Origin of the sequence: Devriesea agamarum (assembly GCF_900070355.1) — a bacterium.
Taxonomy (GTDB): Bacteria; Actinomycetota; Actinomycetes; order Actinomycetales; family Dermabacteraceae; genus Devriesea; species Devriesea agamarum.
Window position 1 is genome coordinate 1046710 of sequence record NZ_LN849456.1, and the last position, 24124, is coordinate 1070833.

Annotated in this window: 22 protein-coding genes; 4 read left to right on the plus strand and 18 right to left on the minus strand. The window is 59.9% G+C overall.

The features are described from left to right. Positions 1–338 precede the first annotated feature (338 nt). From BN1724_RS04650 to BN1724_RS04660, 3 genes are all read right to left on the minus strand, one after another. Positions 339–602: a hypothetical protein gene (locus BN1724_RS04650; protein ID WP_231928153.1), complete on the minus strand. Its 264-nt coding sequence runs from the start codon at positions 600–602 to the stop codon at positions 339–341. A 56-nt stretch (positions 603–658) separates the two neighbouring features. Then, on the minus strand, positions 659–1438 hold the full coding sequence (locus BN1724_RS04655) for a gamma-glutamyl-gamma-aminobutyrate hydrolase family protein (protein WP_157085760.1): 780 nt from the start codon (positions 1436–1438) through the stop codon (positions 659–661). A gap of 300 nt (positions 1439–1738) precedes the next feature. Then, on the minus strand, positions 1739–2185 hold the full coding sequence (locus tag BN1724_RS04660) for a DUF2871 domain-containing protein (protein WP_058234428.1): 447 nt from the start codon (positions 2183–2185) through the stop codon (positions 1739–1741). Positions 2186–2506: 321 nt separating this feature from the next. On the opposite strand from BN1724_RS04660, the gene BN1724_RS04665 reads away from it, so the two are divergent. Together BN1724_RS04665 and BN1724_RS04670 are read left to right on the plus strand one after the other, a co-directional pair. After that, complete coding sequence (locus BN1724_RS04665; RefSeq protein WP_407919297.1) at positions 2507–3634, plus strand: VIT1/CCC1 transporter family protein; 1128 nt, start codon at positions 2507–2509, stop codon at positions 3632–3634. A 164-nt stretch (positions 3635–3798) separates the two neighbouring features. Next, complete coding sequence (locus tag BN1724_RS04670; protein ID WP_157085761.1) at positions 3799–4695, plus strand: hypothetical protein; 897 nt, start codon at positions 3799–3801, stop codon at positions 4693–4695. 72 nt (positions 4696–4767) lie between these two features. Here BN1724_RS04670 and BN1724_RS04675 read toward each other — a convergent pair whose 3' ends face one another. The 11 genes from BN1724_RS04675 to gcvT form a co-directional block, all read right to left on the minus strand. After that, positions 4768–5556 carry a class I SAM-dependent methyltransferase gene (locus BN1724_RS04675; RefSeq protein ID WP_157085762.1) on the minus strand — a complete coding sequence of 263 codons (789 nt, stop codon included), beginning with the start codon at positions 5554–5556 and terminating at the stop codon, positions 4768–4770. Then, a complete protein-coding gene (locus BN1724_RS04680) occupies positions 5553–6359 on the minus strand; it encodes an ABC transporter ATP-binding protein (protein ID WP_058234430.1) in 807 nt (268 codons plus the stop codon). The genes BN1724_RS04675 and BN1724_RS04680 overlap by 4 nt, the downstream gene beginning before the upstream one ends. Beyond that, a complete protein-coding gene (locus BN1724_RS04685; protein ID WP_058234431.1) occupies positions 6356–7402 on the minus strand; it encodes an ABC transporter substrate-binding protein in 1047 nt (348 codons plus the stop codon). Before BN1724_RS04685 ends, BN1724_RS04680 begins: the two co-directional genes overlap by 4 nt. Before the next feature lie 196 nt (positions 7403–7598). After that, positions 7599–8672 (minus strand): FecCD family ABC transporter permease, encoded by a 1074-nt coding sequence (locus BN1724_RS04690; RefSeq protein WP_058234432.1) that lies wholly within the window; start codon positions 8670–8672, stop codon positions 7599–7601. 360 nt (positions 8673–9032) lie between these two features. After that, on the minus strand, positions 9033–10988 hold the full coding sequence (locus BN1724_RS04695) for an ATP-binding cassette domain-containing protein (RefSeq protein ID WP_172797075.1): 1956 nt from the start codon (positions 10986–10988) through the stop codon (positions 9033–9035). Between the two features lie 108 nt (positions 10989–11096). Continuing rightward, positions 11097–11996 (minus strand): metal ABC transporter permease, encoded by a 900-nt coding sequence (locus tag BN1724_RS04700; protein WP_058234434.1) that lies wholly within the window; start codon positions 11994–11996, stop codon positions 11097–11099. 1 nt (position 11997) lies between these two features. Next, positions 11998–12819, minus strand: a complete 822-nt coding sequence (locus BN1724_RS04705; RefSeq protein ID WP_084253099.1) for a metal ABC transporter ATP-binding protein — start codon at positions 12817–12819, stop codon at positions 11998–12000. Between the two features lie 5 nt (positions 12820–12824). After that, the gene (locus BN1724_RS04710) at positions 12825–13733 is read right to left on the minus strand and encodes a metal ABC transporter solute-binding protein, Zn/Mn family (RefSeq protein ID WP_058235766.1); all 909 of its coding nucleotides are present in this window, start codon (positions 13731–13733) and stop codon (positions 12825–12827) included. A gap of 358 nt (positions 13734–14091) precedes the next feature. After that, positions 14092–17121 carry an aminomethyl-transferring glycine dehydrogenase gene (gcvP, locus tag BN1724_RS04715; protein ID WP_058234436.1) on the minus strand — a complete coding sequence of 1010 codons (3030 nt, stop codon included), beginning with the start codon at positions 17119–17121 and terminating at the stop codon, positions 14092–14094. A gap of 29 nt (positions 17122–17150) precedes the next feature. Beyond that, positions 17151–17525, minus strand: coding sequence for a glycine cleavage system protein GcvH (gcvH, locus tag BN1724_RS04720; RefSeq protein WP_058234437.1), 375 nt, complete (start codon positions 17523–17525; stop codon positions 17151–17153). Positions 17526–17707: 182 nt separating this feature from the next. Beyond that, positions 17708–18826 (minus strand): glycine cleavage system aminomethyltransferase GcvT, encoded by a 1119-nt coding sequence (gcvT, locus tag BN1724_RS04725; protein ID WP_058234438.1) that lies wholly within the window; start codon positions 18824–18826, stop codon positions 17708–17710. Between gcvT and BN1724_RS04730 the strand changes: the two genes are divergently transcribed. Continuing rightward, positions 18821–19615 (plus strand): GNAT family N-acetyltransferase, encoded by a 795-nt coding sequence (locus BN1724_RS04730; protein ID WP_231928154.1) that lies wholly within the window; start codon positions 18821–18823, stop codon positions 19613–19615. The genes gcvT and BN1724_RS04730 overlap by 6 nt on opposite strands. Before the next feature lie 81 nt (positions 19616–19696). Here BN1724_RS04730 and BN1724_RS04735 read toward each other — a convergent pair whose 3' ends face one another. Further along, positions 19697–20377 carry a DUF421 domain-containing protein gene (locus BN1724_RS04735; protein ID WP_231928155.1) on the minus strand — a complete coding sequence of 227 codons (681 nt, stop codon included), beginning with the start codon at positions 20375–20377 and terminating at the stop codon, positions 19697–19699. Positions 20378–20484: 107 nt separating this feature from the next. Between BN1724_RS04735 and BN1724_RS04740 the strand changes: the two genes are divergently transcribed. Next, positions 20485–21348: an aldo/keto reductase gene (locus BN1724_RS04740; RefSeq protein ID WP_058234439.1), complete on the plus strand. Its 864-nt coding sequence runs from the start codon at positions 20485–20487 to the stop codon at positions 21346–21348. Between the two features lie 10 nt (positions 21349–21358). On the opposite strand, the gene BN1724_RS04745 is transcribed toward BN1724_RS04740, so the two are convergent. The 3 genes from BN1724_RS04745 to cysK form a co-directional block, all read right to left on the minus strand. Further along, entirely contained in the window at positions 21359–22192 is an 834-nt protein-coding gene (locus BN1724_RS04745; protein WP_231928156.1) for an SIR2 family NAD-dependent protein deacylase, read from the minus strand. A gap of 144 nt (positions 22193–22336) precedes the next feature. Beyond that, complete coding sequence (gene epsC / locus BN1724_RS04750; protein ID WP_058235769.1) at positions 22337–22945, minus strand: serine O-acetyltransferase EpsC; 609 nt, start codon at positions 22943–22945, stop codon at positions 22337–22339. 10 nt (positions 22946–22955) lie between these two features. Beyond that, a complete protein-coding gene (gene cysK / locus BN1724_RS04755; RefSeq protein ID WP_058234440.1) occupies positions 22956–23885 on the minus strand; it encodes a cysteine synthase A in 930 nt (309 codons plus the stop codon). Positions 23886–24124: the final 239 nt, after the last annotated feature.

A 24124-nucleotide genomic window follows, 5' to 3' on the forward strand; every position in this document is an offset into this window, starting at 1 on the left:
TGCAGGGTGTCATGCAGGATTCAGGTATCGGTTTGAGGTCCACAATATGCAGGATTTACAACCGGGAGGACTGACACGACCTTGCCAGCAGCGCACCCGCGAGTCCATAGCCTACGTCGTTGTCCCGCATAGTCGACCTGTACCGACATCACAAAAAGGTAAGCCATCCGGAATCATAGAAACCGGATGGCTCAGTGAGGACTAGGGTCCTGGATTGTCGCGGAATACGGAATGCCAGCGTCAGTATGCCGCCCTCGATGCCATGGTCACCGTGGCGGCTGGATTTTGCGCAGACAGTTCGGCCTATCGCGCAAAAACCTCACATCGCAACAAGGGCCTTACTTCGTAAGGAATTTCGGCACTAGCGCAAATACCCCAAACAAAGCGATGAGGTCAATGATCATCCCCGCCACAAACCAGTACGGGTTCGGGAATAGACCTAGAAAGTACAGGCCGAGCACAAACAGCCCGAAGAGCAGAACAAAAAGAATGATACTGACGGCAAGATTGTTGCCCTCGGAGATCTGGGCAACTTCGGCGTCGCGCTGGACCCCTGCTTGCACCGAGGTGGAATGGGGGCCGTCTGTTGCCGGTTGGGACATGGTTCCTCCGTGATCCGTGTTGCGCAACGAGGTGACCCTTCTATCTTAGGGCACGTTTAGGACACCGTGCAGGCGTTTGCCTCCGACTGGGTGGTCACGGCGTGATGAACGAAATGCTCTAGAAGGGCACACGAGCCCGGGTTTGTTTCCGGATGCCACTGCACAGCGAGCACCGGGCTGCCCGCTTCGGCTTCGAGCGCCAAGATCACGCCGGATGCGTGCCGGGCTACCGCGCGCAGCGTCGGTGGCACCTGGTTCACGGCCTGGTGGTGAAAACAATTCACGCGGGCGCGGCTACCCAGGGCCAGCGCGAGGTCACTAGCGGCATCGATGTCCACATCGACCTGGGTGAGCCGGTTCCCGGTTGATGGATAGGCGGGTACATCGTGCGGAACATGCTGGTAGAGCGTTCCACCTTCGGCCACTGCAATGATTTGGAGGCCTCGGCAGATGCCTAGCACCGGGATGCCTGCTTGACGAGCACAGCGATACAGACCGAGTTCAAACTCATCTCGCTGAGCATCCACGCCGACGGTGTGGATGCTGGCGCGGCATCCGTACTGGGCGGGGGCGATATCTCCTCCACCGGTTAACACTAGTCCGTCGAGGTCGGCGAGTTCTTCAGCGGTCCAGGTCTCCTGCGGGGCCAGCACCACCGGTCGGGCTCCAACCGCGCGCAGCACATCAATGTAGGCAGAGGTGAGGGAGAGTCCTCGCTCACCCCTCCAGGCACCGTGGGTGATCTCGGCGTTTCCTGCGGTCACCCCGATCAAGGGCCGACGACGGGGACGCGACATGGTGGCGCGCTCCGAAGCGAGCGTGGTCTGGCTATCCATGGCGTCTCTCCCTTCGGGCACGTGACCAGGCGCGGTGTTCGCAGGTCGCTGATACCCCTATCTGATACCGCCGGGGATATCTCGGCAAAGTGGCGTGACCGTTTGTGAACCAGATCCGCAACACAGCGCGGAGAGTCCGGACGCGTTCGCCAAACCCCGCTTGGCGATCTGCCGGAGGTCAAGAGTTCGTGCTCGGTGACCAGTCGGTGCCGATCCCCACACACCTAGCGCCGCCAAATCACGGCTATGACCTGGCCGGTCACCACCGGGTATGTGGTGACCGGCTCCCCTGTGTCAGTTCTACGACTGGTTATGGGAGGCGTCGAGACGGCGAGTGCGCTCGGCTTCGGAGACTGCGCGCCCCAGGCAGATCAGCAGCAAGGCGAGCCCGACGGCCAAGGCGATGTGACCCAGACCAGCAATTCCCGACAGGGCGGGCAGAGGGGATTCATTACCGAGTGCTTGCAAACATCCGCGGACGGTCATGAGCGCGGTCGTGAGGATGAGACCGCCGTTGTACACCCAGAAGAACCCTGAGAAATAACGGGTGCGGTCGAGATCAAAGACCTTGACCAGAAGCAGGACGATCAGGAAAACGAGCGTTCCTAGTGCCAGGAAGTGGGTGTGAAGAGTTGCGAGCTGAGTGTGCCCGGTAAATCCGAGAGCTTTGGTGAACTCCCGGTAAAACACCCCGGCGACCAGGCCGAGCACGGTGTACAGAACAACGGACCAGTAGATGCGTTTCATAGTCCCATCCTTGCGTGTCGTGGCAGTTGCGCGCTCAACCGTTCGATGGACGTACGGTGTGAGCTACAGCATGACAGGACGCTGCAGGATTCGTGCGATCGCCCACACCGTCTGAACCAGATGTCGCCGCCCGCCCGGTATCGAGCTTGCCTGACGTCTAGCATCATCCACCCGATGGGATCACGCGAATCACACACAGCCCCGTCATCACGGCGATTGGGGGCGCCGAATACTCATGCAGGGGCTACCGAATACACCGGCGGGGAGCGCCGAAGCGTCCTGCGAGGAGAATCCGAAGTGTGGCTTTGGCACACTGAAGTGGTGTCCGAGCCCTCTCGCCCTTCAGCGCGCCAGATTCCTCCACCATCCCACGCTGCCGACGAACCGTGCCACCACAGCCCTGCGCAGATTGCACGGTGGCGTCGATATCTAGCCGATGAAATCGCTGAGGCAGAGATATACCGGACCTTCGCAGCCCACCGAACGGGCGAAGAACGAGAGATTCTGCTTGCAATTGCTGACGCTGAGAAGCGTCACGAGGCCCATTGGCGAACACTGCTTGGACCTCACGCTGATTCCCTTCCCCGGATCCGAGTCCGCAGGAAACTGTATGCCCTGCTTTCTCGCCTGTTCGGGTCTTTATTCGTCCTGGTTTTGCTACAGCGCGCCGAAGCTCGTTCCCCGTACGAAAGCGAAAATGATGCGACGGAGCAGATGGCTGCCGATGAGCGGATCCACAGTGAGGTCATCCGGGGTTTAGCGGCACGCGGCCGATCCCGACTGTCTGGCACGTTCCGCGCCGCTGTGTTTGGCGCTAACGACGGTCTGGTCTCGAACCTCGCTCTGGTGATGGGTATGGCGGCCACCGGGGTGTCATCGTCCATTGTCCTGGCCTCAGGTATTTCGGGCCTGCTCGCTGGCGCCTTATCGATGGCAGCCGGCGAGTACGTGTCGGTGTCTAGTCAGCGGGAATTGTTAGAAGCATCCTCCGCTGACCCTGAGGCGTCCGATGCCATTCCCTATCTCGACTTGGACCGCAATGAGCTCGCACTGGTGTACCGGGCCCGCGGCATGAGCGAAAGTGAGGCCGATGCGCATGCCAGCAAAGTCATTGCCGGGCAGCAGGCCATGCACGAGGCTGCTGAACTGAACACGAATGATCTGGAGGAGATTGGATCAGGCCGCGGGGCCGCTCTGTCATCCTTCCTTTTCTTTGCGTTGGGTGCGATTATTCCTGTCCTGCCCTATCTTTTGGGGCTCACGGGCACCGCGGCCCTGATCGTTGCCCTGGTCCTGGTCGGGATTTCCCTTCTGGTCACGGGTGGTGTCGTCGGAGTGTTGTCCGGCGCGAGTCCTCTCCGGCGCGGGCTGAGGCAGCTGGCTATTGGATACGGCGCAGCGATTGCCACCTACATTCTGGGGCTACTATTTGGCACGACGTTGAGCTGAATCGCTCGACATTGAGTTGAGTTACACGACATTGAACTGACTTACATGATTCGGTCTATTCTCAGGACTGTCCAAGCCAATTAGTCCTCATCGCAGCACGAGATTGCACCCATCTAGCGCAAAGATCAGGTTGCTACGGTCCTCCCAGAGCCGGGAGGATAACGATGACATCACATGCGATGCAGGAGCCTCTAGATCACGCTTGTCGCGCTGTGACTGGCCCGCATTCCCCTTTAGCGTGGGAAAACTATCCAGCTAGGGCACGCGATGATCAGCCGTTGCCGGCATGGCGCACCACGACCCTTCTCACCACGAGCGATTTTTGGCGAAACGCCGCCCATCGTTACGCCGTAGCCATTGGCGCCCGCCATGATCCACCCGGTGCTGCGTGCGCACTTCAGCATTACACAGGACGGCTCATCCCGATTGTGCTGAGCCTTTGGTGGCGGACCGGGATCATTCCCGATCTTCATCACCACCTGTGGAAGGCATGTCTGGATACCGGAGCAGCAACCAGGGCTATATCCGCCGACCTGGTCCACACGAACACACGCACCTCAGCTGCTGGACCGCGCGAGGTCGCGGCTGCGCTCTATACCCATATTGACCATATGGCGCAGGCGTTGCTTGCCGTCTCACCATTGCGCCCGCGAGTTGCCTGGGGCGGACCGGCCGCTTCCCTAGCTGGATCATGGCAGCTTCTCGTGCGCTCTCTTCCCGCACAGGAGCGCGATATAGCCATTGCCTCAGCGCACGAATGTGTTGACGTCTGGGCCCGCGATCTCGTGCAGCTACATGAGATCCGAAGCGAGCAGGGCCCACGACTTTGGCATGAACGCACTACCTGCTGTCTTATGCGCCTGGGCTCTGACAAGGAAGCATGTGCATCCTGCAGCAATTTGCCAACCACTACGCGTCGCCAACGAGCGCCCTCTGAGGAGCTCGCCTGCCGCCGGAGTATTCCAGGTCTGACCAAAGCGCCCTATGAATCGGTTCTTCACACCGCCCATACACCGCCGCACAGCCAGCACCATAAACCCACCGGCGGCACAAAGGTTTAAGCAGCACCGTCGAACTCACAATCGGCGCGACATATTCCTCAGGACAACCACCGCTAGCGGGATGGTGCCGGACTATGCGGATTCGACGGGACGACGACCAAAAATAATCCGGTCATCCAGCCACTGCCATATCTGCGCGGTTTCAACAAAGCCCGCGGCGCGCAGGGCAGACAGATGGAATTGCACACTCACGGGGATCGTCATGTGTTTTTCGCTCCACCGCTCATGCCACTGCGCGGCTTCCTTTTCCCAACCCGGTTGTGAGCGAGCCACCTCCCACCATTCATCCCACCCCATCGCCCCATCGTTGAGGTGTTCCCGCTGCACGCGGTCTCGGTCGGCCTGGGAGAACTTATCCAAAAATGGTTGGTGCACCTGATCAAAGAAAAGGTGATCGGCATTCATGAATACGGCGCCGTCTCCTAAAAGAGAACCTAGCCGTTGATAGAGGGCTACTAACTGGTCCGGGCCGAGCCAGTGCAGGGCCGTGGCGCTGATGGCGGCGTCATAGGTCCCGTCGGGGACGGCGGTCACCCAATCCGGTCCGGCCAGGTCAGCGTCAATGAAAACATGCTGGTCACCGTGCCGGTTGGTCTCCTTGGCAAGGCGCAACAGGATCGGATCTCGATCCACGGCCACAACCTGAGCATCGGGCATCCGGTCGAGAACGGCGGTGCCTAACGAGCCAGGCCCGCATCCTAAATCGAGAACTCGCACGGGTCGGCCACGCTCATCGGCTAGACCAGACAACACATCCATCATGCAGCGAGTGCGCTGGGCCCGAAACTCAATGAATGCGGTCTGCTGAATATGCCAGGCCGCGAGAAGCTCATTCGGAGTCATACGTGTATCAGTGCTCATGGTGTCCTTTCCAGTGACATAGGGGTCGCCGGTGTGACCGGCACATCATCGAGCGGATCAAACAGAAGGTGCGGACGATCGCCGTGATCGAGACGATGAACCCGAACCTGATAGACCGGTTCCAGGATCTGGGGCCTGAGAACCTCATCGGGGGTACCATCGGCCACCAGCTGACCAGCATGTAATAGCGCAATCCGATCGCAGCAGCGCGCTGCAAGGTTCAGGTCGTGTAACACGATGATGGTGGTGGCACCGATTGTCCGCACTAGCTGGAGCAGTCCGAATTGGTGGCGTAGGTCTAGGTGATTCGTCGGTTCGTCGAGCAGCAGATGCCCTGCGTCCTGAACAATGGCGCGGGCAATCATGACCCGTTGTTTTTCGCCGCCGGACAGTTCTGTGATCAGCCGATCAGCCAGCTCCGTGAGGCCGACTCTGGCTAAGGCCGCATCAACGAGCGCCTGATCTGCCTGGTCTCCATACCTGAGCAGTGTGCGGCTGGGCAAACGACCTAGGCCGACCGCATGTCGCACGGATAAGGGTATAGACGAGTCTGTTTCCTGGGCGACGACGGCGATTTTGCGGGCGATGTCGTGCCGGCGCATACGAGCCAGGTCGTATCCGTCCACGACAATGGCGCCGCTATCAATGCTTAGTTCTCGGTACAGCACCTGCAGGAGTGTTGATTTACCCGCACCGTTAGGCCCGACGATTCCGATCACCTCGGACTGGTGCGCGCACAGGTCGACACCACCGAGCACAAGCTGTCCGCCCCGACGGGCAATCAGGTGATGCGCGGTGATCATTGAGCCGTCAGCAGTTTTGAGAGTTCGACGGCACCTTTGACGGACAGCGGCGAGGGTGGATCGGTCCAGGCGAAGGGCAGAACCACAACATGCTGTTCGCGCACGGCTTTAAGGTCTTGTACTCCGTTGAAGCTCATAAAGGTTTCGCGTGCTTGTTGCGCGTTGCCCTGGTCAGATAGCAGCACAATCCAATCCGGGTTCCGGTCGAGCAGGTTTTCCATGGAGGCGTCGAACACTCGCTTATTCTCATTCCCATAACTATTGGCTAAGCCGTTTGCAGTGAAAATGGGGTCGACCATGCTCGCGGTGCCGTAGGCGTAAAAGGTCGAGACACCGGGCATGACATAGAGCGCAGCCGCCGTGCGGCCTTTCCCTCCTGGGGTCATCGCAGAAATCTGGTCCGTCAGTTTTTTCGTGAGTTCAGGGATCTTATTCTTCATCCCGAAGATTGTGGCCACGCGCTCAACTTCGTCGTTCACGAGCGCAAAGCTAGCCTTTTTCACCGAGTAGTTGGGGCAAAACGCCTCCGGTGAATAGAGGCTGACGCCTGCTTTGCTGAGCTGTTCGCGGTTGACACCGGCGTCGTAGCCGAGCACCAGATCGGGTTTGGCCGACAGCACTGCCTCCGTGGACACTTTTGCACCACCGGTTCCGGTGCCGACGCTGGGCAGCAGCGGAATCTCGGTGAGCTTCTGTTCGGTCACAGCGTCATAGGCACCCGGGCGAACCGTTCCCGCCCTAGCGACTACTCGGTCGAGTAGCCCCAGATCGAGGAGGATTGATGCGTCTGTGGTGTCCAGCATGACGATTCGTTCGGGTGCTTTGTCGAAGCGAATGGTCTGGTCACAGCTTTTTACCGCGGCGGGGAATCCGCTTGCTGCGCCGGTGTGGACCGTTGACGGGGCGGGTGATTGTTGTGCACGGTCGGCGCTAGAGGGTCCGCATCCGGTAAGAGCCAGTGCCACCGCTACCAGGAGCGGGGCAAAGCAGCGCAGGCGCGCCCGGGAGGGGGCCTGAGACTGTGTGTGAGCTGGAGTTTTCATAGCGTCCTTTCGACGATAGCGCGGCACGCCGCTGTGGTCTAGGTAACACCCGGTGGCGGTCAGATTAATAGCCAAGGACTACTGCGATCAGGCTCGCGAGCGTTGCTCAAAGCCCGTCTCGATGGGCGAAAGCTTCGCCCGATGTCGAAGCGAGCTCGGATGGATAGCAGGACGGGTAGCAAGTCATCCAACGGGGTTACATCCCCCTATTCAGGCGTCGGATCAGCACCAGCAAAAAAGGGGCTCCGATTAGTCCGGTCATGACTCCGATCAGGAGTTCTGCCGGGGCAAAGACAATGCGCGCCACCGCGTCTGTCCAGACCAGGAAAAGGGATGCAGCCAGTGCAGATCCGAGGATGAGAACGCGATGAGAGTGTCCGAGGAGGTGGCGGATGACGTGCGGAATAATCAACCCGACAAACCCGATGCCGCCGGCAACAGCCACGGACGCGGCGACCGCGCCAGAGACGGGAATCAGTAGCAGAAGTCGAGCCTTGACGGGGTTAACGCCGACGGCAAGCGCGGTGCGATCACCGCTGCCTAAGGCGTCGAGGATCGGGCCGCAGATCGCCATCAGCAGCGCAAGCACGAGACCGATCACGAGAATGGTGAGTGCATCGGACCATTGCGTGCGCGCTAGTGAACCGAGGGTCCAAAACATGACCGCCCGCGAGGTTTCTGCGTTGTCACTGGAAAACACGATGATGTTGGTGAGCGCTTGGAAACCGAACCCGATGGCGAGGCCGGCCAAAATCAGGTGCAGGGCTGTGCTGCGGGAACCTCCCGCGATGAGCAGCACCAACATGGTTGCAATCAAAGCGCCACCGAACGCGAAGAGGCCGACTGACCAGCCCGCTGTTGCCCCAAGCATGATCATGGCGATGGCTGCGCCGGTAGATGCGCCAGAGCTCACGCCGAGAACGTATGGTTCCGCCAGCGGATTCCTGATGATCGCCTGCAACACAACCCCGCTCACCCCAAGCACGGCTCCCACTCCGAGGCCGGAGACGATCCGGGGTAGACGAGTCTGCCAAACAATCGCATCGGTAATACGATCCCAGGTGATCTCGACGTTCAGCCCGGGGATGTGACTTGCAATCACTCCGATGACGTCAGACAGCGGAACGGAGGCGGGGCCCACGATGATGGTCAGTGCCGGGGTGATGAGCACAAGCAGGGCAAGAATAGCCAGCCGTCCGATAGGTCGTCGGGGGTGCGCGGCGTCCGAGCTGGCCCCTGTTGTGAGCGCGGACGGCGCTGTGGTTTTCACACCCTCATCGTTTCTCGGCCAGCCTCGGCGACGAGCTGATTTGTCGTACAACGATGGTGTATCAACATCATGAGATCCCTTCCCAATAGGCGGCCTATGCTAGCGACGCACAACCGGGCTGTCGGCAACATCTCATCAACGCGTCCCTACGACCCGACGGGCACAAAACCTCACACATGGCTATATTCTCTCTGGCTCGGATGCAGATAATGCGCCCCGGCGGTGGCACCTTCCAACATTTGCCGCATAAGCCTGGACGCACAGCCCGGGAAAATCCGATTCTTAACATTGATGTAGCTTGTTTATTTAATGATTGCGCATATAAGAACAACCGTGTTGCGTTCATCACTCATCGAGCGCTTATGTGCCGGACGATAGATATCCCGCAGCCTGCAGGTCGAACGCCTCTCGATACCACGCAGAGTTTTGGTAGACCTCACGGGGCGTGCCGCTAGCGGTGATGCGCCCCTCCTCAACCACAAGCACCTGGTCAGCGCGGGCCGCATGCGATAAACGGTGGGTTACCAGCACGAGCGTTCCGTCGGAATCATTGCGTCGATCCCCCGAAACAGCCATGCGCTCCCCGCAGATCTCACTCTCGATAAAATCCAGCAGATCTGATTCGGCATATGGATCCAACGCCGAGGTTGGTTCGTCGAACAAGGCCAACCCGGTATGCCGGGCATGTAAAACCGTCCGGGCAATCGCCAGGCGCTGCCATTGACCGCCGGAAAGATTCGTTCCGTTACCGTCGGCGTCAATGTACATGTAGGAGTCCAGACCGTTCAGGGTCCCACGGGCAGTCTTTGCCTGCTCAGCATCTTTTCGGATAACCGACGCAAGGGTGACCTTCTGTTTTTTCGACTTAAAAACATTGGTTGATCGTGCCTCACGCAGTTCTCCGAGCCCCACCCGATCCAGCAGTTCATACAGTTCCTCGTCATCGATCCCGAACTCGTGCCCGCAGGTCAGATTCTCGCGCAAGCTGAGCGGGAACCTGGCAAAATCTTGATTCATCACGGCAATGCGCTGTATATCCTCACTCTGGCGGATTAGCCCATGCGTAGGTTGATAGAGCCCGATCAACAGTTTGATCAGCGTCGACTTTCCCGCCCCATTGGGGCCGACGATACACGTCATGCGCCCGCGTGGAACTATTCCGGTAACACCGCGAAGCACCTCTTGAGAGGTACTCGGGTAGGCGTACCGCACTGCCTCCAGCTCAAGAGCATTACCCTCGTGAAGGGTGACCTGACGCAATGGGGGCGCAGACAGCTGAGCTTTGGAGAAGGACATTAACGACGCGCACGGCGCTTGGAAGGCGACCAGCTGATTGAGCCCGTTCACCAGCCCGTAGATCAGGTGGAAAATATTCACCAAAACCCCGAGCACCAGCACAATCGTAGAAGGATGCGCAGGATCGATGTACAGCACGCACGCCGCGATTGATCCGGCAGACGAAAACAGCGACGATGCCGCGAGGTAGAGCGCAGCGCGATTGCGCAGCCGGAACACAGCCGCCAGAACGCGGAACTGATCTCGGTACCACTGCCGCGGCGCCCATTTTTGCATGCCGAAAGTGCGCAGATCTTTCGCATACATCGGCTCCATGGCCACGTCGGAGACGGACCCGATCCGCTGATGCACACCCGCAAATGTTTCGTCGAGCCTCCAGATAAGACGATCAAACTTCACATGAATAAACGCGGTCGGAACCATACCAATCAGCAAAAGCACCGGGAACCACACCCCGACGCTGAACGCGAGACCGAGCATGGGCACAAGGGCCACCAGCGACTCCAGCATGAAGGTGAAAGACCAAACCAGCTGCCCAGATCTATCCAGAGCCTGCTTGGCCTGGGTTTTCTTCCCCACGATCTCGGGATGCTCGTGCACACTGATATCCGGCCAGGTCGACACCACCGTTTGATACATCTCGTGCATACGGGCCCGCATGAGATCACTCGCGTTGGTTTGCATCGGCTGACTAAAGGAGTTGAGGATTCCGTCAGCCACGAACATGCTGCCGAGAATCACAAGCAAAACCATCAGCCCGTAATGATCTGCTATGTTCGCGCCCTGGCTGAGGAGGTAGACGAACCCCGCAGGCAAAATGCCCTTGACGAACATGAGGCCGATGTTCACCCAGAACTGCCAGCCCGCGAATCGAATCAGCTTCAGCAGACACCGAGTCATCGCAAAAGGAATCGGGCGGAAAAGTTTATCTATGTCGATCTGAGCAGCAGCGACTTGGGTGTCGCGGCCTGTGGCATCGACCGAGGAAGCTGTTGAGGATACGGACTTAGAAACGGACACACCACTGTGATTTGAGACAGCCACGAATGGTAAGCGTAATAGATTGGACCCATGATCCATAGAGGACAGACTCAGGTCTCACACCATCATGGAAAAACTTCGACTACTTCAGCCAAGCTGCGTCGGCGCGTGCAAAGCTGTCACCGAAACCTTTGATGCAAGTCCTCGTCGGCCCCAGCCGCCTCGACTGCGCACGGCACCAATGCCCCAGCACACGAGGTAGATAGCAAATGACACGCTCGTAACGTACGGGCTGATCGGTAGTCCTGGGCCAAGAGAAAGTAAGATGCCACCTACGGCTGAGACCACAGCAAATACCACCGATAGCAACCATTGCAGGCCAGGGCGAGCACTCACCCGGGCGGCGGCAGCAGCCGGAGTAATGAGCAGACTCATGACCAGCAAAGCGCCCACCATTTGCACAGCCATCGCGCATACCAGGCCGAGCATCAGCATAAACAGCACCCCTAGGGCACGGGTATGCACCCCGCGAGTGCGGGCAAACACTGGATCGATGGCCGCAAACCACATCGGACGTCCCACCAGAATCAACACGATGGCGATGCCCAGCGTAATCGCGCAAAGGGCATCTAAACTCTGCTGATCGACGGACACAATTTGCCCCGTGAGCAATCCGAATTTATTAGAGGTTCGACCTTTATAAAGGGAGAGGAACAACAGACCGAGCCCCATACCAAACGGGAGCAAAATACCAATCACCGAGTTTCGCTGGCGCGCGCGTACACCCATGAAGGCCAAGAGTAGAGCTGCTACTACCGACCCGATAATGCTTCCCCAGGTCACCGACACCCCGAGAAACAGAGCCGATCCTGCTCCAGCGAACGACAGTTCACTCACCCCATGGACCGCGAACGCCAGATCGCGAGCCTGAATCATGGGCCCAATCAAACCCGCCGCAATACCTAAAACAGCTCCGGCGATGAGAGACTCCCACACCACCGGAACGAGGGTGGTAAAACCGTCGAAGTTGAGAATGCTATGCAGCATGTCAGCCTTCTTCCAATACGTCGAGGCCGTGAACGTGTGGTTGGTCAGGGCCCGCGCCTCGAGCCAGCACAATGATGGAACCTTCATGCCGAAGCACGTCCACCGGCTGCCCGTACATGTGCGACAGCACGTCTGAACGCATCACCTCATCCACGGATCCAACGCGAAGACTTCCCCCCGCGATATAGATGACGCGGTTCACATACGGTAAAACCGGCGTGATTTCATGGGTAACGAAGAGGACAGCGATCCCGGCTTTCAGATCAGCACTCCCGCACCGTCCGGCAATAATCGCACTCAGTGCATTCTGATGGCCCGGATCTAGGCTTGCCAGCGGCTCATCACATAGCAGCAGGTCAGGATCAGACACTAAAGCGCATGCGACTCGAAGACGCTGCAATTCTCCTCCGGAAAGCATGGAAGTAGGAGCATCGGCGTACCCGGCGGCTCCCACTTCTTCAAGCACGGTGTCGATCCGTTCGCGCGCACCGCGTGAACGCAAAAGCCCGGCTCGGTGTCCGTCGAGCCCTAGACCCACTAGGTCACGCCCACGCATCGGGGCAATTGGGGCTTCCTGTCGTGCTTGTGGCACGTACCCGACACCCATCCCTTTATGGATAAGAGCTTTCCCGCTCGCCAGTGGCCGCTCGCCGAGCAGCGCCTTCAACATTGTGGTCTTACCTGCGCCATTTGGACCGAGCACAGCGATGAATTCGCCCGGTTGAATGTCAAGACATACATCTTCCCATAGCGTACGATTTCCGATGCGGAAAGTAGCGTGCTGAAATGAGGCGACCGGCGCACTGGCGTTGGGATCAAGCATGATCGTCACTTCGCAGCGTCTTCAATAGCTTTCTGAGTGTTCTTGTAGAAAGAGACGTAGTCGCTCACACCATGAGGGAACGTCTCGTATACCTTGACTATGGGGATGTGCTTATCCTGCGCGACCTTCTCCAAAGTGGTCGTGGTCCGGTCTGCAGTCTGGGCGTTCAGCACCAAAATTTTTGCTGACCCGTTCTCCAGGAGTTTTTGGGTATCGTTGACTGCTTGAGCAGAAGCACCAGCCTCAGTCTCCGACTGCTCGACGAATTCCGCAGGAGTGAGGTCTTTAATCCCCATGTCTTCCAGCAGATAGCCAACCACGGGTTCGGTAGCGACAGCAGTCATTCCTGGGTGAGCATTCGCAAATTTTGAGTTGGTATCGCGCAGCTCACCGAGCTGATTTTCAAATGCGCGCTCATTATTTTTGAAGTCGGCGGCATGTTCGGGAACAGCTTTTTCCAAATCGTGCTCGACGGCTTGGGCGACCTTCGTAGCAGCATCTACATCAAAGAAGACGTGCTCATTGAAATCTTTGGCGTCGCCGCTCTTGAGGTTGGACGCCTTGACCGCGTCGACAATAGTGGTTTTGCCTGCTGACTGGGCGAGCTTACTTGCCCAGTCATCGTAGCCACCGCCGTTGACGATGATGATCTGCGAATCATTCACCTCGGCTTTTTGCTTTGCAGACGGTTCGAAGTCGTGAGGATCTTGGGAAGGATCGTTCACCCCGGAGACCACGGTGGCATATTTTCCGCCCACTGACTTCGCCACTGAACCCCACACATTGGTGGAAGCGAAGATCTTTACGGTGCTTTGAGAGGATGACTTGGCAGAACTGGATGATGCAGAGGGGTTGGCTCCTGATGAGCACGCGGCCAAACCTAGCGGCACCAGGGAAGCAACGGCGAGCGCCATCGCCACCCGGGTTCGCCGACTGCGACGATGCAGTTGGTGAACAGCTGGGGTGTCAGGTTCGGACGTGGAGAGGACCGGCTCGGTGGACTGATGGGAGCGGCGGGAACGGAACGTCATGTGTGCCTCGGTTCTTCTGAGCGGGTCGACACTTCCGTGTCGATAATGATTCCCTGTGCGGGATGTCCGCGAAAAGCATGCTCCTCAAAACTGGATGCAGTCCGACAACTACCTGACTTGTCCCCGATAAACCCTTCGACCTCGGCGGTGTCCTCAGCCCCATCAACCCCGTCTCAGCATCAGGGCAGGTGAACTGGGATATCCCAGCTCACCTGCCCTGATCTATATACGCCGCCGCGTTTTAGACGCTGTCGTCAAAGGCCTCCGGCGACGGACACGAACACACCAAATTCCGGTCGCCATACGCGTTATCGATACGCCGTACCGGCGGCCAGTATTTCGACTGGATGCGCATCTGCTCGGTCATGTACATAGAGTGCGACGGCGCATCAGATTGCGTGTCTGCCTCGATTCCCGGGTACACAGCGACAGTGCGGGAGTAGGGGTGGTCCCACTCCCCCATCGCCACGGAGGCCGCAGTGTGCGGGGCACCCACCAACGGGTTATCCCCTGCTGGCCAGGTACCGTCGGCGACCGCGTCAGCTTCGCGGGCAATGGCGAGCATCGCATCGCAGAAGCGGTCGAGTTCTGACAGATCCTCCGATTCTGTGGGCTCCACCATCAGCGTCCCCGCCACCGGGAACGACATGGTCGGTGCATGGAATCCGTAGTCGATCAGCCGTTTGGCCACGTCATCAACCGTGATTCCCGTCCGGGCCGTGAGCGGCCGCAAATCGAGGATGCACTCATGCGCCACAAAACCGTGATCACCGCGGTAAAGAATATCGTAGGCGCCATCCAACCGAGCCGCGACATAGTTAGCCGCCAGCACCGCCGACGCAGTCGCGTAGCGAAGCCCCTCTGCACCCATCATCCGAATGTATGCCCACGGAATGGGCAAAATTGATGGCGAACCGTAGGGAGCCTGCGACACCGGCGCACCCGCGTGCACCGTATCTGGACCGCCCGCTACCGGATGGCTGGCCTCCTGAGCTTTCGGATGGCCCGGAAGGAACGGCGCCAGATGAGCTTTCGCCGCCACCGGACCCACCCCAGGGCCGCCACCACCGTGCGGAATGCAGAACGTCTTATGCAGATTCAAATGGGATACATCCCCGCCGAACTCGCCGGGACGCGCCACCTGCAATAGGGCGTTGAGATTCGCCCCATCCACATACACCTGACCACCCGCGTCGTGAACGAGCCGGCAAATCGTGCGGACTTCCTCCTCGTACACACCGTGTGTGGACGGGTAGGTGATCATAATCGCCGCGAGCTGATCGCCGTGATCCTTGATCTTGGTTTTCAGATCATCTAGGTCGATATTGCCCCCGGCGTCAGAGGCAACCACCACGACCCGTAGACCCGCTAGAACAGCAGAGGCCGCATTCGTGCCGTGCGCCGAGGATGGAACCAGACATACTGTTCGGTGCCCCTCGCCGCGCGAGGCGTGATAGGCCCTAATCGCGAGCAGGCCCGCATATTCTCCCTGGCTACCCGCATTGGGCTGCAACGAGACTGTGTCGTAGCCAGTGACTTCGGCGAGCCAGGTCTCCAGCTGATCGATCAGTTCTAGATAGCCGCGCGCATCATCAGCGGGAACAAACGGATGCAAAGCGCCGAACTCAGGCCAGGTAATGGCCTCCATCTCGACAGCCGCATTCAGTTTCATCGTGCATGACCCGAGCGGAATCATGCCCCGATCCAGGGCATAGTCCTTATCCGCAAGACGCCGCAGATAGCGCATCATCGCGGTTTCGCTGTGGAATGAGGAGAACACCGGGTGCGTGAGGATCTCTCCGCTCCGATGCAGCTGATCCGGCCAGGCCGCCCCGATCTCGGTCGGCTCTTTGACATCCTCAAAATCTGCGCGGTGATCGGCATCTGCCGCTTCGTTGGTCGGCTCAGCGAACGGTTCAAACACGCTGAGCAACACGTCCACGTCCTGTGCCGTGGTCGTCTCATCCAGAGAAAGCCCAATCACATCGTCATCCACCTGATGCAGGGTGTATCCGAGATCCCGAGCAGCCTGCCAGACCTCAGCTGCACGACCGGGGACAACCACCCGCAAGGTATCGAACACGCTGCGGTGCACCAGGCGATGCCCCGCAGCGCACAGAGCAACGGCCAGATCTTCGGTGTGGGCCGCTACTTGCCGGGCAATTGCCCGCAGCCCGGCTGGACCGTGGTACACCGCGTACATTGACGCCACCACGGCCAGCAAAACCTGCGCGGTGCAAATGTTACTGGTCGCCTTATCGCGCCGAATATGCTGTTCACGGGTTTGCAAAGCCAGCCGGTAGGCAGGATTGCCGTCGACATCGCGGCTCATTCCCACCAGACGGCCGGGGATCTGACGTTCAAGACCCGCACGCACCGCCATATAGCCCGCGTGGGGTCCGCCGAAACCGAGCGGTACACCAAAACGCTGTGACGTCCCGACAACCACATCGGCTCCGAGTTCACCGGGTGGGGTCAGCACGGTGAGCGCGAGTAGATCGGCCGCAACCACGGCAAGCGCCCCCGCTTCGTGCGCGGCAGCAATGACGGGGCTCACGTCACGGACTGCTCCGGAGGCAGAGGGATACTGCACGAGCACGCCGAACGCACCGGCTTTGAGCTCAGTGGCCAGAGCCTCAGAGTCGGTGGCGTCTACCTCGACCAGCTCAATTCCCACCGCATCTGCGCGACCTCGCATCACGTCGAGCGTGGCCTCAAAAACATCCTGATCGACGATGAAGCGCGCGGTCTTTGCCCGGCAAGCCCGCCGGGTAAGCAGCATAGCTTCGGCAGCTGCCGTGGCTTCATCTAACATGGATGAATTAGCCAGTGGCATCCCGGTGAGGTCACCGACCATGGTCTGGAAATTCAGCAGGGCTTCGAGCCGTCCCTGCGAAATTTCCGGCTGATACGGGGTGTATGCCGTGTACCACGCTGGGTTTTCCAGCACGTTGCGCACAATCACCGCTGGGGTATGGGTTCCGTAGTACCCCTGTCCGATCAGCGGAGTGGTGACGGTGTTGCGCCGGGAGAGTGCTCTGAGTTCGTGGAGTGTTTCCTGTTCAGTGGCAGGCGCGGGAAGAATCGCATCTAGACCTTGCCCGGTTTCTTTATCCAACAAGATGGTGGCCGGGACGGCCTGCTGCAGGAGATCATCCAGGCTCTCGACTCCGAGAGTTGTCAGCATGTGGGCCTGCGCGGCGGAATCGGTGCCCACATGACGGCGCACAAAGGCGTCGTAGGGAACCGTTTGATCAGCTGCCTCGGCCATAGAAGGGCGGGAGTTCACGGAGGCCGAGCTCATGCGCCGATGAACTCCGTGTACTGGTCGGCGTTCATGAGGTCCTCTGGAATGTCTGTGTAGGACGCCTTAATCAGCCATCCTTCGTCGAACGGATCGGAGTTGACGAGCTCGGGCGATGACACGACCGCATCGTTGACCTCGATCACTGATCCGCTGATCGGCGCATACAGGTCCGAGACGCTCTTGGTGGACTCGATCTCGCCCATGGTCTCGCCTGCGGCGATGTCTGAGCCCGCCTCAGGCAGGTCGAGATACACCACATCGCCGAGCTGTTTAGCGGCGTAATCCGTCACGCCAATGGTCGCCGTTTTGGCGTCCTCGTCGAAGCGAACCCACTCGTGTTCGCTGGTGTAGGAGAGGTTGGTATCCATGATGTGCCCTTCGTGTCCGGTGCAGGTTACTTCGCGTGTCGTAAGAGATGTGTTTGGTGTCGCGGGCGCCGGGGTGTCCTCAGGGCTCCGGGGCCAGCGGGATGGATCTGTGCGAACGGGCACCTCACAGATGCTCCGTGCACGAGTCCTGTGTGCGCGGGGCGTTCGCTCAGATGGGTGGTTCAGGCGCGCTTATAGAACGGCAGAGCGACGATACGAGCGGGCAACGCTTTGCCTCGGACGTCGATCTGTACCTCGGTGTCGGGCTCACGGTATGCCGGATCGATAAACGCCATGGCGATCGGATAGCCCAGGGTTGGCGATAGCACGCCGGAGGTGATCTCGCCAATGCGCTGGCCGTCAGCATTCAGCACGGGGTAGCCTGCGCGACCTGCGCGACGCCCTTCCGCTGTCATCCCCACGAGAACCGGGCGGCTGGATGCGTCGGTGTTCTCCACTGCGGAGCGGCCCACGAAATCGCCTTTAGAGGTCAGCGCGACAACCGGTCCCAAGCCGGCTTGGACGGGTAGCGTGGAGCGGCTGAGTTCATGTCCGTACAGCGGCATGCCCGCTTCCAGACGCAAGGTGTCGCGGCAAGCTAAACCGCAGGGGACAAGGTCCTCGCCACCGGCTTTAGTCAGTAGCTCCCACAGCGCTTCGGCGCGGTCGGCAGGAACGTACAGCTCGAATCCGTCTTCACCGGTGTAGCCGGTACGGGCGACCAGGAGCGGGGCGTCGTGGAAAGATCCGATCAGGCAGCGGTAGTACTTCAGCTGAGCGATATCTTGCGGTGCGATCTGAGAGTGGGCGGCGGCGAGTGCTCGCGTCACCACATCGGCGCTGGTGGGGCCCTGAACAGCGATCAGAGCGGTGTCGTCAGATTCGTCGGTGACCGTGCAGTCGAAACGTTCGGCTCGCTCGGTGAGTTCACGAAAATCGACATCCTTGTTCGCGGCGTTGGCGACCACCAGGTAGTCAGTTTCATCCACGCGATAGACGATGAGGTCGTCGATGACCCCGCCCTCAGGTGCCAGCAGGAGCGAATATTTGGCGCGTCCGATACTGATCGCTGAGATCCGTGACGCCAGGGCATAGTCCAACGCCTCTGCCGCGTCCGGACCGCTGATGCGGATCTCTCCCATATGGCTGAGGTCGAACAATCCGCTGCGCGTGCGCACCGCAGCGTGTTCTTCGAGATCGGAGGTGTACCTCACCGGCATTTGCCAACCGGCAAAGTCCGTAAACACCGCTCCGAGCCGTTCGTGGGTTGACACGAGCGGACTGCGTCGATTGTCGTGCATCGTCGTCGATTCTCCTCGCTGCCGGATCGCGGCGGTCGGGGTGAGCGTAGCCAAGGCCACTCTACCGCCGTCGAGGACCCATCGCGGCTGGTTCGTATTTCGGATCGGCGCCCGTCGTTTAAGGGCACTGCACGCAAGCCTGTCATCTCAGCTGAGGTCCGGGGAGTACCCAAAATCCGCCCTGCAACATTCCAGTTATCCCGATTCGGGCAACATCCCGATGACCTCGGGACCGAAAGCGCTAAGCTACCGACCGTGACACGAGAGGGAACGACGACGTGGCCCGTAGAGATCAGAACGGAGCGCCTGCTCGTCAGAGCTCCTGACGATCGCGACCGCCACGATGTCATCCGGCTATTGACCGACCCACAGACCCGCACCTACCTGGGCGGCTCCATCGACTACGCCTCCCGGCAAGCGCTTGAACTCTCACCTTTGGGGCTGACGTGGGGAAACTGGGTGATCTGCTCGGGCGAGGACGACACCATGATTGGCTCGATCATCTTAGGGTACGACCGTGGCGAGCTGGAATTGTCCTATGCTCTGCTACCCGAATACGTTGGCCTCGGCTATGCGGCAGAGGCGTGCCAGGCAGTTTTGCGTTGGGCGCGAGACAACCTCGAAGACGATCAGGTCATCGCCGTGACGCAGTCTCGTAACAAGCGCAGTATTCAGCTGCTGAAGCGACTCGGTTTCACCGTGCGCAAGGGCTTAGAAGAGTTTGGGGAGCAGCAACTGTTAATGGAACTGCCGTTCACCGCGTTGGTGACAGATCCCGAGGCCGCGTAGCGCCGCCAGCGACGTACACCACCGCTGGCGGGCTGAGCACGTCCTGACCCACGATGCTTGCGCTCATGAGGCCTCGGGCTTCTAGCTCTCGAGCTCCTGGCGGGAGACCCGCGAGCCCTGCCGTCCACCGGACATGCCTGTTTTATCGCGCTCCCCTGTTTCCCCTGCTGCGCTGAGTGCGAGAACGCTGTCGTGCAGGGCCGCAATCTGCTGACGCAACTGGGCAGTGGCACGATCGAGGTCCGCGCGCGAGACACTTTGTTCTTCCGGACGCAGATCCACCGTGATGCTGCCGCCTGGCTCGATCTGGGCCAGCTCCACCTCTTGAACGGTATCGGCACCTTGCCGTCGAAGGGCAGTGCTCAGTTCACCACGGGTGAGCCCTAACCGCGCCAGCGCACGATCATCGACAGCACCATCGCGGATCACTGTGCTCGAGGGGCCTTCGATAATGTGACGCAGAGGACGCCACCTGCGCGCTGAACGCTCCACGAGCGAGTTAAACAGCACCAGCACCACCGCGCCGACAATGCCGCCGAGCAGAGAATTATCTGGACCGATGATCGCATTTTGCACAACGTTGGATAGTAGGAGCACCACTACCAGGTCCATGCTGTTCATTTGCGCGAGCAACCGTTTGCCCGCTACGCGCACAATGATTAACACCCCGAGGTAGACGAGCACCGTGCGCAGCACTTTGTCAACGAACCCCACCCCGGGCACAAATAGGTCGGTCATCAGCGCAGTTATCCAGTGGTCCATAGTCCTCTCCCGCATTTGTCGCTGGCCCATGGTAGGACTAAGGATGTGACAACCGATCCGTTCTTTCCGTACGCCGTTAGCGCAGTGCGGTGCCGTAGGAGGCTTCGATGACCACCAAATCGCTCTCCATTCCGACTCTGACGCTGCCTGATTCTGCTCCCGGACAGGGCTCGCGCGAGATCCCGCTGATCGGTTTCGGCACCAGCAGTCTGAAAGGCACGGCGGCTGTCGACGCTGTGGCTTGCGCGCTTCGTTCGGGTTACCGACTCATTGATACGGCCTCACAGTATGGGAATGAGGCCTCAGTGGGTGAAGGTATCCGCCGCTCCGGCATCAAACGCGAAGATGTCATCGTGACCACCAAAGTTGCCGGTGGCGACCAAGGCCAGGAGGCTACGCCCACAGCTGTCCGCGAGTCGCTGCGCAGGCTTGGCCTCGACTACATCGACATCTTGCTCATCCATTGGCCTAACCCGTCGCGTGGCCTGGCAGCGCAGACGTGGCAGGCAATGCTCAAGCTGGTGGACGAGGGCCTGGTACGTATCCCTGGGGTCTCGAACTTTCGCCCGGACCAGCTCACTGAATTGCATCGGGCAAGTGGGGTGTGGCCGGCCATGAATCAGATCCAGTTGTCTCCGGCTTTGCAGCGACATGATGCGGTGGCATTCCATGCTGAGCACGGCATCGTCACGGAGGCCTGGGGGCCGCTCGGTGGGCGTGAGGGCCTGTCCTCACAGTTTGTGATGAAGCGGCTCGCGGCCAAATATGATGCGAGCACCGCGCAGATCGCATTGCGGTGGGCAATTGATCGCAACATCGTGGTGATCCCCAAGTCGACCAACCCCGAACGGCAGCTGGCCAATGCGTCACTGGATCATGTGCGGTTTGACCAGTCCGATCTCGACCTCATCGCAACGCTCGACTTGGGTGAAGAGGCAGCCTGGGATTCGCGCGAGCACGAAGAGTGGTGAGCAGTGCCATCTAGTCGAACGGGTCAAGGAAGGGATTGCGCGAGCGGCGCCGGGTGATTCCCACCCATGACGGAAGCACCTGTTGTGCATCGTGTCTGATCACGTGGTCAAAGATCGCTTCGGCACCGGAATCTGCGGCCGGGTCTATGCATACGGTTTCCGCGCCGTTATCGCGTGCGAGTGGCGCAAGCAAGCTCGCCGGGGCCACCGTTCCGGACGTTCCTACCGATACGAACAGGTCGCAGGTACGGGCCCGGCGCATCGCGGTCAGCATGGCCTCTTCGGGGAGCATTTCCCCGAAGAGCACCACATCGGGTCTGGTGGGAGCCGAGCACAGCGGACATAGGTTCGGTACGCCGAAGTCTTGAGCGGTGGACCCGTCGCCGGGTCCTTCCCCTGCTACTTCCATCGACCAGCCACACCGGGGGTTGAGGCATACCGCACGGGCCGCGGTGCCGTGCAGCTCGATCACTTCGTCGCTGCCTGCGTCCTGATGCAAGTTCTCCACGTTCTGGGTGATCACCGGCGCACCCATCGCCGCAATCGCCCGATGCCCGGCGGTAGGGCCCGCCGCATGGGCACGCCGCCTCATCCCGGCCCACACGTGCCACAGCTGCGGAAGACTACCCGGCAGGCGTTCGGCATACATCGCTGCTTCTAGTTCCGGGGCTAACGCCCATAGACCATCTGGCCCGCGGAAAGTGCTCAGGCCCGCGGCAACGCTGAGCCCCGCACCGGTCAGGAACACAATGCGGGAATGATGTTCGGTGGGCCGGAAGTATGTCCTTGGTAAGGAGGTCTCCCCCTCCTGCCGTTCCACCGGCCGATCACTCGAAGGACTCACTCCGACACTGTAACGCCAGCGTGGTATGTCTCGTCCACCTCGGATATCTCGCGAGTGAACAGAACTCTCGCACAGAGTCAGAACCGTGCCAGACCAGACATCTCCTATCTAGCCAATGCAGAGTTCTGCTGGCTTGCCATCCAGTTAAATCCAGATCGCCGGGTCCACATGCTCGTCATGTCGGGCGGAACTGTCCCGTATTTGAGCTGGTACTCCCACCGCTGTGGCACCGGCTGGAACATCTTTCACGACCACGGCGTTCGCCCCGATTTGAGAGCCCGCCCCCAGGGTGACCGGTCCGAGCACTCGCGCACCGGCCCCGATCACAGCGCCATCTTGCACGGTGGGATGACGTTTGGTTTTAGCCAAGCTCCGTCCGCCCAGAGTGACGCCGTGGTACATCATGACGTCATCACCCACCTCTGCCGTCTCTCCGATCACCACCCCCATGCCGTGGTCGATGAAGAACCGCCGACCGATTTGGGCGCCGGGGTGAATCTCGATTCCTGTGACTGATCGCGAGAACTGTGACAGGCAGCGGGCCACGAATTTGCCGCGCGGACGCTGCCACAGGGCGTAGCTCAGCCGGTGGATCCAAATTGCGTGCAGACCCGGGTAGGTGAGGGCAATTTCGTATGCAGACCGAGCTGCGGGGTCGTGCCGCCGAGCATTGTTGATGTCTTCTTGGCATCGGGCAAGGACGCTAAGCGCACCGTGGCCTAGCGCCGACAGCGGAGTTCGAGATCGCAGCATGCCCACCGGATTAGTCCAAATACTCGGCGTATAGCGGGGTCGAGAGATACCGTTCGCCGTACGACGGAACGATGACGACGATGAGTTTGCCTTTCATCTCGTCGCGTCGGCCAACCTCGATCGCTGCAGCAATGGCGGCGCCGGAGGAAATACCGACTAGCAGCCCTTCGGTCCGAGCAATGCTACGAGCCGTCTGCATGGCGGTCTCACCGTCGATGTCGATGACCTCGTCATACACGGTGGTGTCGAGCACCGAGGGCACGAAGTTCGCACCGATTCCTTGAATTTTGTGCGGCCCGGGTGCGCCGCCATTCAAGATGGCCGATTCCTGCGGCTCGACGGCGATCACTTTCACGTCGTCCTTGCGTTCCTTGAGCACCTGGCCGACTCCGGTGATGGTTCCACCTGTTCCGATGCCTGCAACCAGAGCGTCCACGTCACCGTCGGTATCGGACCAGATTTCTTCGGCGGTGGTTCGACGGTGAATATCTCGGTTCGCCGGATTATCGAACTGCTTGACCTGCACGGCGCCGGTTTCTTCGGCAATCTGCTCAGCCTTGGCGACCGCACCTTTCATACCCTCGGCCGCCGGGGTGAGCACCAGCTCGGCTCCAAAGGCGCGTAGCAGGGCGCGGCGCTCTTTGGACATCGATTCGGGCATGGTCAGGATGACCCGATAGCCACGGGAGGTTCCGATCATTGCGAGCGCGATCCCAGTGTTTCCACTGGTGGCTTCGACGATAGTGCCTCCAGCCTGGAGGGCGCCGGATTGTTCGGCGGCGTCGATCATGGCCACGCCGATCCGGTCTTTCACCGAGTTGCCGGGGTTGTAGAACTCAAGTTTCACGACGATGGTGGCGCCGACGTCCTCGGGCAGGCGGTTGAGCCTGACGAGCGGGGTCCGACCAACCAGTTCGGAGACGTTGTTATAAATCGGCATGGGTGGGTGTTCCTTCCGCAGGATGGCCGCGTCACGGGCAAGACGCCAGGCTAGGGCAGCTGCTCCAGCCTGGGAGCCAGATCCACGCTTTCATCTTTGGTGTGTCCTAAGTATTTCTTAGCATAGGGAGATCGGCGCGCTCCCGCCAGTCCGAGCCATCTGAGTTCATTCACAGCTCAAAAGAGGTGCCCACACAGAGATCGCCCCCTGACCAGATCACAGGTCAGGGGGCGATCCTC